The 13,277-nt window shown below is 57.6% G+C and carries 13 protein-coding genes; 6 read left to right on the top strand and 7 right to left on the bottom strand.

Going from position 1 to position 13,277, the window contains the following annotated elements; translation table 11 throughout:
- Positions 1–82 precede the first annotated feature (82 nt).
- Positions 83–682 (bottom strand): hypothetical protein, encoded by a 600-nt coding sequence (locus VJ162_RS17935; protein ID WP_324666178.1) that lies wholly within the window; start codon positions 680–682, stop codon positions 83–85.
- A gap of 416 nt (positions 683–1,098) precedes the next feature.
- Here VJ162_RS17935 and VJ162_RS17930 point away from each other — a divergent pair, with 416 nt between their 5' ends.
- The 4 genes from VJ162_RS17930 to VJ162_RS17915 are packed head-to-tail and all read left to right on the top strand — an operon-like array spanning position 1,099 to position 3,137.
- Entirely contained in the window at positions 1,099–1,449 is a 351-nt protein-coding gene (locus VJ162_RS17930; protein ID WP_324666177.1) for a hypothetical protein, read from the top strand.
- A gap of 5 nt (positions 1,450–1,454) precedes the next feature.
- The gene (locus VJ162_RS17925; RefSeq protein ID WP_324666176.1) at positions 1,455–2,324 is read left to right on the top strand and encodes an FAD:protein FMN transferase; all 870 of its coding nucleotides are present in this window, start codon (positions 1,455–1,457) and stop codon (positions 2,322–2,324) included.
- Positions 2,308–2,595 (top strand): hypothetical protein, encoded by a 288-nt coding sequence (locus VJ162_RS17920; protein WP_407066879.1) that lies wholly within the window; start codon positions 2,308–2,310, stop codon positions 2,593–2,595. Before VJ162_RS17925 ends, VJ162_RS17920 begins: the two co-directional genes overlap by 17 nt.
- On the top strand, positions 2,595–3,137 hold the full coding sequence (locus VJ162_RS17915; RefSeq protein WP_324666174.1) for a hypothetical protein: 543 nt from the start codon (positions 2,595–2,597) through the stop codon (positions 3,135–3,137). Before VJ162_RS17920 ends, VJ162_RS17915 begins: the two co-directional genes overlap by 1 nt.
- Positions 3,138–3,218: 81 nt before the next feature.
- Here VJ162_RS17915 and VJ162_RS17910 read toward each other — a convergent pair whose 3' ends face one another.
- From VJ162_RS17910 to VJ162_RS17895, 4 genes are all read right to left on the bottom strand, one after another.
- Positions 3,219–3,740, bottom strand: a complete 522-nt coding sequence (locus VJ162_RS17910; RefSeq protein ID WP_324666173.1) for a winged helix-turn-helix transcriptional regulator — start codon at positions 3,738–3,740, stop codon at positions 3,219–3,221.
- Between the two features lie 3 nt (positions 3,741–3,743).
- Positions 3,744–4,031, bottom strand: coding sequence for a hypothetical protein (locus VJ162_RS17905; RefSeq protein ID WP_324666172.1), 288 nt, complete (start codon positions 4,029–4,031; stop codon positions 3,744–3,746).
- A gap of 311 nt (positions 4,032–4,342) precedes the next feature.
- Positions 4,343–6,370 carry a heavy metal translocating P-type ATPase gene (locus VJ162_RS17900; RefSeq protein WP_324666171.1) on the bottom strand — a complete coding sequence of 676 codons (2,028 nt, stop codon included), beginning with the start codon at positions 6,368–6,370 and terminating at the stop codon, positions 4,343–4,345.
- A 523-nt stretch (positions 6,371–6,893) separates the two neighbouring features.
- Positions 6,894–7,325, bottom strand: coding sequence for a universal stress protein (locus VJ162_RS17895; protein ID WP_324666169.1), 432 nt, complete (start codon positions 7,323–7,325; stop codon positions 6,894–6,896).
- A 236-nt stretch (positions 7,326–7,561) separates the two neighbouring features.
- Between VJ162_RS17895 and VJ162_RS17890 the strand changes: the two genes are divergently transcribed.
- Positions 7,562–10,162, top strand: a complete 2,601-nt coding sequence (locus tag VJ162_RS17890; RefSeq protein ID WP_324666168.1) for a cation-translocating P-type ATPase — start codon at positions 7,562–7,564, stop codon at positions 10,160–10,162.
- 19 nt (positions 10,163–10,181) lie between these two features.
- Here VJ162_RS17890 and VJ162_RS17885 read toward each other — a convergent pair whose 3' ends face one another.
- Entirely contained in the window at positions 10,182–10,763 is a 582-nt protein-coding gene (locus tag VJ162_RS17885; protein ID WP_324666166.1) for a VIT1/CCC1 transporter family protein, read from the bottom strand.
- Between the two features lie 5 nt (positions 10,764–10,768).
- Positions 10,769–11,059 carry a DUF211 domain-containing protein gene (locus VJ162_RS17880; protein WP_324666165.1) on the bottom strand — a complete coding sequence of 97 codons (291 nt, stop codon included), beginning with the start codon at positions 11,057–11,059 and terminating at the stop codon, positions 10,769–10,771.
- A 102-nt stretch (positions 11,060–11,161) separates the two neighbouring features.
- Here VJ162_RS17880 and VJ162_RS17875 point away from each other — a divergent pair, with 102 nt between their 5' ends.
- The gene (locus VJ162_RS17875) at positions 11,162–13,144 is read left to right on the top strand and encodes an oxidoreductase (RefSeq protein ID WP_324666164.1); all 1,983 of its coding nucleotides are present in this window, start codon (positions 11,162–11,164) and stop codon (positions 13,142–13,144) included.
- The last annotated feature ends 133 nt before the right edge of the window (positions 13,145–13,277 follow it).

Here is a 13,277-nt window from a genome sequence, read left to right as displayed (position 1 = left end):
TGTCCGGTACTGTCCGAAACGGACCAATCTAAGCCTGGACGTCATTTCTCTGCTTTCAGGTTGAATCGATACCACTGGAGGCTCAGTCACCGATTGCTGTGATAATGTGGAGTACGATGACGATAGCAGTGACAACAGTTAGCAAGACGTGTATTCGGCGCCATCGTGAAAAGAGAGTCTCTTTGGTAACGGACAGCAGACGGCCAACGACTGACGGTGTCTCATTTCCTCGTCCAAGCCGGACAACATGTCGATGCAGATATCGACCGTACAGGCCACTCGCCACCTCTATACCAAGTAATACAGCAACCGCCAGTCCGAGTCCTTCCCACTCGTCGACAGCAATGAAGTGTGGCAGCGTTAGTGCCGTTCCGATGAGAACAATCCACTGGTGTGTTTGTAACTGATATCGACGGTATCGCACGGGCAGCAATTGCTTTCGCTTTGCAAGACTGTACCCGAGGACACCGACGACGAGAAAGACAACGCCAAGTTCAACCACACCAATGTATGGGGCTTCAATCACTTCGCCACCGAGGCCCCACCAGTCTCCAATCAGACTAGCCCCTTCCTCGTCCTCTTCCGAATCTTCTATGTCATCACCTTCTTCTTCCGCATCATCCACCTCATTCGCGTCCTCAGCGAGAGAAAAAGACTGCTCCGATGGGTTGATACTTGTCACAGCTGCATGTTGATCAGTTACTGGCGATGCTCCCGCTTGAACAGTGCTAACTCCACTAACGACCAGAAATAGTACAACAATCAGTCCGGCTTGTCGTAAACGAGTCTGCATAGAAACAGGTAGGGACACGTCAGAAAAGTTCGTTCGCGTCCATCTATCGAATCGTCGTCCAACCGTCGAATCGTTTCGTACGCGGGGGCAAACAGAGAGAACTAGTTATGCCAGCTGCTCAATAACGAAGTCACAGACGTACACAGGACACACCCCGCGTTCGGAATAGATTCGATAGCTGTACGAAGATTCGAGGGTTGGACGCGAACGGCTTAATGAGACAGTTTCCATCCTCTATTTGCAATGGCAGAAAGCAACGACCGACACGTCGAAGATAGCAATGCAAACACGGGGTGCAGCTGATTATGCGTATCCCGATTCCGAATAACAAGCTCGTCGCCTTCACGCTCGTCGGTGCGCTCCTTACGACTGGCATCGCCGGTGCCCTTGCTATGCCCGGTGGTCTCGCTCAGAGTGGCGCACAGACTACCTCAGCAAACGCAACCACGTCGGATGCATCGCAACAGGTCGCTGCCGATGCTCCGACGCCAAATCAAAACTTCTCCCCTGAAGTTCAGACGCAGTCTGGCTACGAAGATGAAGAACACGAGGAGTACGAAGAGGACGAGGAAGAACACGAAGAGGACGAGGAAGAACACGAAGAGGACGAGGAGGACGACGAAGAGTACGAGGAAGAATACGACGAGGACGAGTGATCAAGATGATAGGGTCGCTTGAATCGGTCTACGAACGGTTCGGGGACGCCCACCGCGAGTTTGAGTGTTGTGATACGACGTTTCGGATCCAGGCGACGGGTGTCCGGGGCGACGCTGCGGTGGCTGCGGCTCGGGAAACGGCTGAATCACTCGAAGCGCAACTGAATGCTTTCAGTTCAGCGAGTGCCGTTAGCCAGCTCAACCTCGAAGGCGAGGTCGTGAACGAACACGTCGCTCGTATTGTCCGCCGTGGATTCGAATACAATGATCGGACCGAAGGGGTGTTTGATATCCATCAGGGCCGCATCGAACAGGATCTCAAAGCCTTCCTGCGCGGTGACAGTGAAACACCAGCAACAAGTTTCGATACCGGAACCGTACGCGTCCATGGATCGACCGTCACCACCGACGTCAAACTGGACCTCAATGGGCTCGCCAAAGGGTACATTGTCGACCGAGCGAGCGAGACACTCGCTGGCTGCGGTCGACAGGGGTTCGTCAGTGGTGGTGGAGATATGTCTCCACCGACGGGCCCGATCGCTATCGAGAGCCCGTACGGTGACGACACTCCGCTGAAGATCCTAGACACGGACTGGCACGTCGCGACATCCGGCGGCTACCGCCGCTCGCGAAACGGCATTGACCACGTCTACGATCCGACTACCGAGTCACTCGGCTCCCGTCACGAGTCCGTTACCGTCCTCGCGCGCCGGGACTGTATGGAAGCCGACGCTCTAGCGACGACGCTCGCTGCGCTCCCGCTCGGAGACGCGAAGGCCCTTGCAGCGGAGTGGGAAGGGCTGGAGGCACTCCTCATCCACGGGGGCGTCTTTCATACGACAGATGGGTTTGAGACACATGTCCTGGACACATAAGCAACGCATCACTATCGTGGCAATCGTCGTTCTGGTGGTGGCTGTCCCCGCTCTCTGGCAGATCGGAGATGTGCGTGCCGCCCAAGCGACCGAAGAGAAGCAGAGTGATCTCGTCGATCAGACTGTGTCAACGAGACAGGCCCCAAACGATTACGATGGTGATGGCATCAACGACTCCGCTGACGAGTGTCCGACACGACCGGAAACGAACAATGGATTCCAGGACACGGACGGCTGTCCCGATGTCGTCGAAACGACGGGGGCATCGTAATGTCACAGTTCGTCTGGCTCCTTGATCGCGGTGCCGCGCTCGTCACGTATCCATCACTGTATTTAGCGGTTCTCACTGGTATCTTCTACAACACGGAGTCGTTTGGCACGCTCCACAGCGCCGCTCGACGCATACATATCGAACTATCTGTGTTCGCGATGATCGTCACGTTGCTACACGCGGGCCTTGGTATCCTCGACACGTGGTTCGTCTTCACCGGACAGGTCCCCGCACCGGCATACTCGATGCCATACTTCCTCGGCGGCGTCGCCGTCGGTGCGGGCGCACTATTGATGCTCGTCGTTGCAATGCTTGGCTTTACAGATGCAAAACGGTTCCAGCAACCGTGGGGGCCACGTGTCGTCCACTCGTTCGCGTACGCTGGGTTCGCGTTCGGGACAATCCACGCAGCTGCAATCGGGACTGATATGATGGGCCTCGTCCGTCCCCTGCTGGGGCCCTCAGTTGCGTTTCTCGTGTACGTGCTGTTGTTACGTTTGCTGGTGCTTCACGGGATACCCTCAAACGCGACGGCGAGTTAGTGCCGCTTCAGGTGTTAATAGCTAGATTCCTCCGGTCAGCATATCTCGGTTAATTTTAAGCAGTTCACACTTGACGCGGCATTAGTAGCTGTCCCAGAGGCCCAGAATCCGGTCGACTACTTTGTCAGTGAACGAGCGCTGGTGAACCGTGTAGAGGTATTTAACTCGGTCAGGATCGCTGACCTCGTAGACGACACTTCGTCCGTCGCGCTCCTTCGTGACGAGGTCAGCCTCGGCGAGCTTCGAAAGATGCCACGAGACGGTCGATTGCGCCTTGTCCAAGCGGTCGCTGAGTTCGGTTGTCGGGAGCGGACCATCCGCGAGAAGATGTGCGAGGATGCGGCGACCGTATTCCCGGCGCAGCGCGTTCATCACTGTTCGATCGGCTTCGTCGAACTCGGCGGCCGGATAGTACCGCGTGTACTTACCGTCGTCCGAGACGTCAATAAGGTCCTCGTCAGCGAGCCACCTGAGCTGGTACTGGAGCGTCCCCTGTGCGTACTCAAGATCGTCGAGGAGCGCGCGAAAGTGAACGCCCGGTGTGTCGGCTATCCGCTGGTAGATTTCCCGCCGAGAAGCCAGTTCGAGATCCGGATCCGACATTGCTCAGTCCCGCGTCAAAGCGACGAAAAACGCTAAGAGGCCACCGAGGATCAGGATTGCACTCCCGTGTTCGAGCAATTCCAGGGTAGCGTACGGGAAATACGGAAGCAGTGGATACTCGAGAAACACGATGAGTCCGTAGACGGCGAACATCGCGTACCCGAGCATGACAATCCGCATACGGACATCACGCTCCCGCCGCCATGCGAGGAAGCTGAGTACACTCAGGCCTGCAGCGAGGACGAAGATACCGAGACTGACGTATTGTTCGAGAAGTTGAGCGAGTGGCATACGTTACTATCTGTACACGCGGCCCGTGCGACGTACTCGACGCGCGTTACAATTCAATTGATGGAGGTGTACGGGAAAACAATTGGCGTCCAACCGTCGAATCGAAACTCTACGAACTGCTGGTGCTCCAAAAGAGGCTTCAGGCGATACCGAGCCGGGTTTCCGACAGTGCATTCGACAATCGCGGAGCCAATCGAATGATAGACAATTCTACCCGTTCATTAATCGATGCTGGGTCGTCACGAGATCTCTACCCATCCCCGGTCAAAAGGGGGACTCGCTGATGGCAGTCGAGATAGGAACGTCACCGGTCAATCGTCGAACCGCAACAGCCGTAGCCCATTCAGACTAACGAGGACAGTAGAGCCCTCGTGTCCGACGACTGCCAGGGGGAGCGGAATTCCCGTGGTGAGTATTGCGGTCAGCATGATCGCGATTGCACCGAAGGCGATTGCGAAGTTGACGTGCAGCGTGCGGCGGGCCTTCCGACTGAGCGCGAACGCGTAAGGTAGTCGACTGAGGTTGTCGGACATAAGCACGATATCGGCCGTCTCAAGTGCCACGTCGGTGCCGGCGCCACCCATCCCGATACTGATATCTGCCGTGGCGAGCGCCGGGGCATCGTTCACCCCGTCCCCGACCATCGCGACGGCTTCGTGGCGTTCTTGCAGCGCCTCGATATGGTCGATCTTTTCGTCGGGGAGCAACTCTGAGTATACCTCGTCGATACCGAGTTGCTCCGCGATGTGTCGGGCGACGCGTTCGTTGTCGCCCGTGAGCATAACGATTTGTTCGACGCCACGTCGCCGGAGCTGTTCGACAGTCTCTCTCGCGTCCGGCCGGATCGTGTCGGTGAACGCGAGCCAGCCTAGTACACTCAACCGGCCGTCTACCTCACCGACCACGAGGACGCTCGTCTCGCCGTCCTGTTCGAGGTCACGGACAGCGCTGAGACCGGTTTCCAGGCCGTCGATCGGGTGGTCGTCCAGCACAGTCTTGACGTACCGCGGGTTCCCGATGTGGATAGTCCGCCCTTCCACGGTCGCCTGGACTCCTTTCCCGACGACAGCCTCGAAATTATCTGCATCAGGGATCTCGATTGAACGAGCTTCGGCTGCCTCGACAGTCGCCTCAGCGAGGTGGTGTTCCGAGCGAGACTGGACTGCTGCTGCGAGGGCCAAGAGTCGATTCTCAGTAAGCAAGTTTGAGGAGCGCGTGCTATCCCCGAACTCGCCGCTTTCGACACCCCCGTCAGTCGACATGAGAACGCCGTCACGCGCGTGTAGCTCGGTCAATCGCGTGTTGCCTTCCGTGAGCGTTCCCGTCTTGTCGAAGGCGATAGCGTCGGTGTTGCCTGCGGTCTCGATGTGTTCACCGCCCTTGAACAGGAGCCCCTGGCGCCCGCCCGCAGCGATTGCCGAGAGTACCGCTGCCGGCGTCGAGATAATGATTGCACACGGCGACGCCGCGACCATAAGCGTCATCGCGCGGTAGAATGTCGGCTCGAAGGGGCGACTCATAAGCACCATAGGGACCGCAATCGCGAGCGCGGTCATCGTGAACACACCCAGCACGTAGGGCTGCTCCAAGCGGTCGAGAAGCTGTTGAGTCGGCGCTCGCTGCTCCTGGGCCTCCTCGACCATACGGATGAGTCGAGAGAGCGCGGACTCGTCGGGTTCCCGCGTCACGCGTACCTCGAGACTCCCAGTCTCATTGATCGTACCACTGAAGATTTCCTCACCGGGCTCTTTGGGGACTGGGACTGACTCCCCAGTGAGCGACGATTGATCGACTGTGCTCTCGCCGGATTCGACGACTCCGTCAAGAGGGATTCGGTCACCTGGCCGCACGACGAACACGTCGCCGATTTCCACATCGTCTATGGGGGTTTCGGTTTCCTCACCGTCGTCGAGAACCTGTGCGGACTCTGGTCGCATCTCGACTAAGGACTTGATGGCCGACCGTGAGCGCCCGATTGCGTACTCTTCGAGCACGCCCGACAGTGAGAACAGGAACAACAGCATCGCACCCTCGAACGGCGCACCGATGTAGAGCGCCCCGAGGGCAGCGACGATCATCAAGAAGTCAATTTCTATCGCAGGCTCCCGAAACGCCTCGATGCTCTCTTTGAATCCGTACCAGCCACCGAACACGTAGGCGGCGCCGTAACACCCCCAGATGAGCCACGACGGCGCATTCGCCCAACTTCCCACCAGTCCACCGACCATCCCGAGGAGCGTAATCGCGACGAACACAACCTGACTCAGGATCTCCGGCCGTTCCGTCAACGCCGCGAGACGGTCAAGCACATCTGACGTCGAGCTCGAATGGACGTCCATATCAGACGGATAGTTCTCAAAGGAAAATAAGAGTTACTAATATCTATATAATCTTTTGGAAAACCTAAATTTAGTTTGCCAAAACCTTAGGAGGGCCTAAATCCCTGACTCCCACTCTAATTATTACAAATGTGTGATGTTTCGATTCAGCGCGGTAGGAGTTGCGATAGGCTGTCAAAAGCGCTACTGATAGCGATTTGTTGACTATGTGTTATCTTGCATTACCCCCTGAGAGGCCTACTCAGCAAAGTATAGATGTTTACAACTGGCCACTGATTTGTTGACGGAGACCGGTCGCTGTTTCCGTCGTGAACCATTCACTTACGGTTATCTGAGAACCGTATGCATTGAGACGACCAGTCTCAACTACTGGGAAGTTTGGTAGCACTCGATGTTGAGGCGTACCTTGACACAGCCGTATCAGAACCTGTATCGAAAGTAAACGCTGGCTCTAACGCCAGCTAATCACGAGTATATGTCCGGGAAAATGGATATCAGGTGGAGTGGTAGAGAGCAGTGGTTTTCACTTGCCTGCGCTGTTGACCACCAAGACGGGAACTTGATCTGCCCATAGAAGCGCCTCCGTTGTGCTGCCAAGGAGAATCGTCTTGAAGGCTGATTTACCTTTCGCACCCATCACTACGAGGTCAATTCCTTGATTCTCACTGTACGAGAGAACCTCTTCATGTGGGACTCCTTCCCGAACCGAGCTGACAACGGTAACATCGGGCTTTCCCTCCGTCTCAACGGCCGTGAGCGCTTCCTCACCATCCTCTCGGAGGTTCTGCCGTACGGTCTCGGGGTCAACGATAGCGTTATCGTATCCTGTTCTGGTTTCGATAACGTAGACTGCGTGGAGTTCGGCTCCGTATTGCCGAGCCAGGTCGAGAGCGTGGCCTGCAGCCCGATGTGCATTGTCACTCCCGTCTGTTGCGACGAGAATCCGATCGTACATCACACTCCACTACGTGTTGGGGAGTAAATAACTCGGGGCAAATCAGCACCATGTCCTTGCATAAACGAACGCAGCAGAATCCGAACACCGAGAATATGAACGAGAGGAGGAAAAAGACTGTATATTAGCCAACATAAAACAATAGTGTCACGTGCCCCACCACATATCTGCTGCGGAGCAGCTAGCCGCACGATACCGACCTCCGAATATATCGCATCTAACTTAGTTGGAGAATTATGGACTGGTACAGCTATTCGCTCGATGAGACCTACGAGGAACTGGGTACGTCGGATGGCGGACTGGATGTGGCGACTGCCGAGGAGCGCCGTGCGCGGATGGGCCCAAACGAGATCACTGGCGACCACGGACGGGGACTGTTTCAGATTCTCCTCGCACAGTTTTCGAGCGCTCTCATCTGGGTGCTGCTCGTTGCGGCCGGTCTCTCCTTTGCTATCGGGCACGTCGTTGACGCCATCCTCATCGGTATCATCCTGCTGTTGAACGGGGTGTTCGGGTTCGTTCAAGAGTACCGAGCAGAACAGAGCCTCGATGCCCTTCGCGAGATGGCGACGCCGAATATCACTGTCCGCAGGGAGGGAACTGAACAGGAGATCGACTCGACAGCGCTCGTCCCCGGGGACGTAATCCTGCTGGAACAAGGGGACGTTGTCCCAGCAGACGCTCGGCTGGTCGAGGCGGGGAACCTCGAAGTCGACGAGGCTGCACTGACCGGGGAGAGCGTCCCGGTTGCGAAAACCACGACACGGGTTGCCGAGGGGACACCACTCGCCGAGCGCGAGAATATGGTCTACAAAGGCACGAGCGTCACCCGCGGGCGGGCCGTGGCCGTCGTCGTCGAGACGGGGATGCAGACCGAAGTCGGCGAGATTGCGACGGCGCTCATCGGCGCTGAGGACGCCCGGACGCCGCTCCAGCGTGACTTGGATCGACTCGGGCGTCGGCTGGGATTCGGGGTGGTGGTGCTTTCCGTTATCGTCGTTTCCCTACTGCTGGTCAGTGGTCGTGGCCTCGTCCAGGCCGGCTTGACTGCCGTCTCGCTGGCGGTGGCTGCGGTCCCGGAGGGGCTACCGGCGGTCGTCACGCTGACACTCGCGCTGGGCGTCCAGCGCATGGCCGGCGAGAATGTCCTCGTCCGGACGCTCCCGGCCGTCGAAGCGCTCGGGGCGGTCGACGTTGTCTGTACGGACAAGACCGGGACCCTGACCGAAGGCGAGATGCGCGTCCAGCGAGCCTGGATTCACGACCGGACCGTGCCAATTGACGAGGACTGCGATGACGAGCGACTGGACCGCCTGTTCGAAGTCGGTGCGGTCTGCAACGACGCGACTAGCGACGAGGGTGACCCGACCGAACGGGCCCTCGTCGCAGCTGCAGCCGATCGGGGACTTGATGTCGAAGCACGTCGAGAGAATCGCCCCCGGCGTGACGAAGTACCGTTCTCCGCGGAGCGAAAGCGGATGGCAACAGTGCACGACGACGTGATATACGTGAAGGGGGCCCCGAGTGTTGTCCTCGAACGCTCGACGCGAGTCCTCGGGCCGGATGGCCCGGTCGAACTGGACGCGGAGACCCGCGCCCACATCAGCGATCAGGTCAACGAGTTCGCTGGGGACGCTCTTCGAGTCCTCGGATTTGCATACAAAGAGCGGGCGGACAAGGACGGCCCAGAAGAGAACCTCGTCTTCGTCGGGTTACAGGGCCTACTCGACCCACCGCGAAAGGAGGTCCGCGATGCTATCGCGGACACGCATCGAGCCGGTATCGCTGTGAAGATGATTACCGGCGACAACGCGGTGACGGCCCGAGCGATTGCCAGCGAGGTCGGTATCGAGTCAGACGTCCTGACTGGCCAAGATGTGGCGACGATGGACGACGAAACACTTCGTGAGCGCGTCAAAGAAATCAATGTATTTGCACGTGCCGAACCGACACATAAGGTTCGGATTCTCGAAGCACTACAGGCAAACGGCTATGCGGTGGCAATGACTGGTGACGGCGTCAACGATGCACCCGCGCTGAAGAACGCCGACGTGGGAATCGCGATGGGTATTCGCGGGACGGACGTGGCAAAGCAGGCCAGCGACATTGTCTTACTGGACGACAACTACGCCTCGATTCGCGCCGCAATCAAGCGTGGGCGGACCATCTTCGACAACATTTGGAAGTTTGTCGCCTACCTTCTCAGCGCCAATGCCGCAGAGGTAGCGGTCGTCTTTATCGCGTCCCTGTTTGGCTACCTCATCCTCCCGGCAGTCCAGTTACTGTGGATAAATTTGTTGACTGACGGACTCCCAGCGCTAGCTCTGGGGACTGACCCCGGTGGTGACGTGATGGAACGGGAGCCCCGGGACCAAGTAGCGGGAATAATCGATACAGAGATGCTCGGCTTCATCGGTGGGGTAGGCCTGACAGCGACGGCCTTGTTGCTTGGATTGATGTTCTACACGCTGGAGGGCGCATCTGCGGTCACACCCTACGCCATGACGATGGTGTTCACTGGACTCGTCATCTTCGAGTTCGTCAAACTGTATGTCGTTCGATGGGTTAGGGGAACACCCGCACTGTCGAACCCCTGGCTTGGCCTCGCAGTCGTGGCATCGTTGGGATTACAACTTGCTGTCCTCTACACGCCACTGAATCAGTATTTCGGAACCGTTCCACTCGGGAGCGCCGACTGGGGGCTCCTGGGTCTTGTTTTGCTCGTAGGTGCCCCGATTCTTGTGCTGGTGGGTTGGCTCGTCAAGCGCCACGCGTCCAATGGGCGCGCGATGGACCCGGGTCGACCCGAACGCTCGCCAGACACACAGGACGATTGAAACCCCGACGGCGGAAGCGCTACCCCGGCAGAAAGAGATTGATGATGGCGACGACGAGACCCGCCAGTCCCATTCGAATCGCCGACACGTACCACCGCTGTCCCGAAATCGACCCCATGTATGCGCCAAAGACGGCGAGGACGCCGATACCGAGGGCGACACCGACAACGCCTGCTTCCGCCATCGAGAGGGCGGCCCCTTCAGCCAGGAACGGTGTCAGCGGAATCAAGACTCCAATAAGTGGGCCGAGACCGCTCGCAGTCGCATGGATCACGCGCGCACCGCGCTGTTCCCGCTGGACGCGCGTGTCGTCTAAGTCAGTTAGCATCGCCGCTTCGATTCGGAGAATCTCGGCTCGCGTTTCGGCTCGTTCAATCTCCCAGACGCTCCAGACGGCCGATGTCCCCAATCCGACAGCCGCACCGAGCCCAATTTTGATGACTGTGCCGCCATCGGGGATACCCGTCAAGACTGCGCCGACGATGATACCGATACACGTCAGTGTCCCGTCGAACCCGTTCGAAACGAAGTATCGACGGGAGATAGAGCGGACATCTTCACGGCCGAGCAGCGAGCGCAGTAGCGCACGTTTCGAGGGCACTTTGATCAGTCGTCTTGGGGGGTTCGTTGCTCCGTGACCACGAACTCCCCGTAGGCGACCTGGTCGACGGAGTGAACGGTCCCGCCGAGGCCCCCGATAACCTCCTCAATTGCCTCGTAGTCGAGGTCCTCCCCCTCAATGGTGAGTTTGACGTTCTCGACTTCTCGGTCAAATTCGATGAGTGAGGCGGTGACGCCGTCGATGCATTCGACCGTGTCGATGCGTTCCGCAAATTGGAGCAACGATGGTTCATGCGGTTTCAGCACGTCGAGTACGATACGTCGGAGTGTTGTCATTACAATATCTTCGGCAGCATCCCAATTAATACCACGCCCTCACAGACACTCTTTTCATCTCGCCAACCTATATCAGGAGTCGAGAGTCGAAGAGACTTCGATATGTCCAACGAATTCACCCACCTGTTTCAGCCCGGGCGCATCGGTTCCACCGACATCCGAAATCGACTGGTGATGGCCCCAATGGGGACGAATTTCGCGAGTGAACGGGGCGAAGTGACGGACCAACTCATCGACTACTACGCCGAGCGGGCGAAAGGCGGAACGGGCCTGATTATTCTTGAGGTGACTGCCGTTGACCATCCGGTATCTGATACGATAGCCAATCAGCTCAGAATTGACGACGCTGGCTGTATCCCCGGTCTCGCGAGACTGACAACGCGACTCCACAATCACGGTGCGAAAGTTTTCGTCCAATTACATCACGCGGGGGGCCAGACAACAGAGTCAAAGACCGGTGGGATCCGTCCCGTTGTCCCATCACAGGCCGATCAGGGTTACAGTGCCCGGAACCCGAGAGTTCTGGAGACCAAAGAAGTCGAAGATCTGGTTAGAGCCTTCGTTGACGGAGCAAAACGGGCCCGCAAAGCAGAGTTCGATGGCGTCGAACTGCACGGTGCGCACGGCTATCTCCTCGAACAATTCATCTCTCCGCGGACGAACAGTCGAGACGACAAATACGGCGGCAGCCTTCGGGAGCGAATGCAGTTCCCCATAGAAATTATCGAAGGTGTCCGTGATGAGCTCGGCGACACGATGGCCCTCTCCTTTCGAATGAGTGCCGATGAATTCGTTTCGGACGGGTACGGAGTAGAACAGAGCAAGCAGATGGCCGAGTTGCTAGAGGAAGCCGGTGTTGATGTACTCCATGTGTCAGCCGGCACATACGGCTCCGCACCACAGACGCTCGAACCGATGCGATTTGAGGAGGGCTGGCGGAGCTATCTGGCTGACGAGATCGGTTCAGTCGTAGATATTCCGACTATTGCCGTCGGCGTGGTACGGCAGCCGAAGACAGCAGACGAAATTATTGCGGCGGGCAAGGCAACGTTCGTTGCAATCGGTCGAGGGCATATCAGCGATCCACAATTTGCACAGAAGGCCAAAGACGGACGGTTAGAGGAGTTGAATCGGTGCATTGGATGTAATATCGGCTGTATCGGTGAGGGATTCATGGCCGACAAACAGATGGGGTGTACGATCAACCCGACAGTCGGCCGGGAGCGCGAGTTCGCCACCCGAGAGCCAGCAGCCACACCGAAAGAAATCGTCGTCGTAGGGGCAGGCCCTGCTGGTGTTCAGGCTGCCATCCGGGCGACAGACTGCGGTCACAATGTGACACTCTACGATGTCGCTGATAGAGTCGGCGGCCAACTACACATCGCCGCTGAGCCACCAGGAAAAGGGAAAATCCAGTGGTACATCGAGTACCTCGAAGAGCAACTCTCACGCCGGGCGGTCGAGATTCGGCTCGGTAAACGCGTCGACGTCGAGCTAATTCGAGATGTTGAGCCGGATGCGACGGTAGTAGCGACGGGCGCCCATCCGAAAAAACCCGAGTTGCCGGGTATTGACCAATCTCACGTCGTCCAAGCGTGGGACATTTTGCGTGGGTCAGTCTCCGTTGACGGTGACACGGCCGTGATAATCGGAGGTGGTGACGTCGGCTGTGACGTCAGTAACTATCTTGCTGCCCAAGGGACGGCAGTCACCATCATCGAACAGACAGATCGAATAGCACCCGACAAAGAGAGAATCAGCCGCCTCGATATGCTCCAACACTTCGACGAGAACGACCTGATAGCCACCAAAACTGGGGAGACGGTTGTTTCCATCGATGAATCGGCCGTTATCACGACGACTACATCCGGCTCCGAAACCATCTACGAGGCGGATACGGTCGTCGTTGCTGTGGGCCACGAATCGAACGACGAGCTCGCAACAGAACTGGAATCCGATTCAACCGAGGTGTACGTTGTCGGCGATGCGCGCGAATCGCGGAACATCCTCCGTGCGACACACGACGGAACTGAAGTAGGTATCTCCATTGGAAGCGCCTATCCCATGTACAGCCCACGATATTGAGTGCCGTACTGTCCTACTATCGATTCGTGGCTGTAGCGTTGCTTAGCTCCGATTTGTCCGGTTCAATACTACCGACAGACCCAGGTGGTGTCCGTCGGCCAACGGTGTGATACGTGGCGTGCGAACTGCTTTG

The sequence above is a fragment of the Haloarcula sediminis genome, assembly GCF_035656455.1.
Taxonomy (GTDB): domain Archaea; phylum Halobacteriota; class Halobacteria; order Halobacteriales; family Haloarculaceae; genus Haloarcula; species Haloarcula sediminis.
Note: the sequence above shows the minus strand (reverse complement) of the source record. Positions and strands in the feature narration are given on the sequence as shown.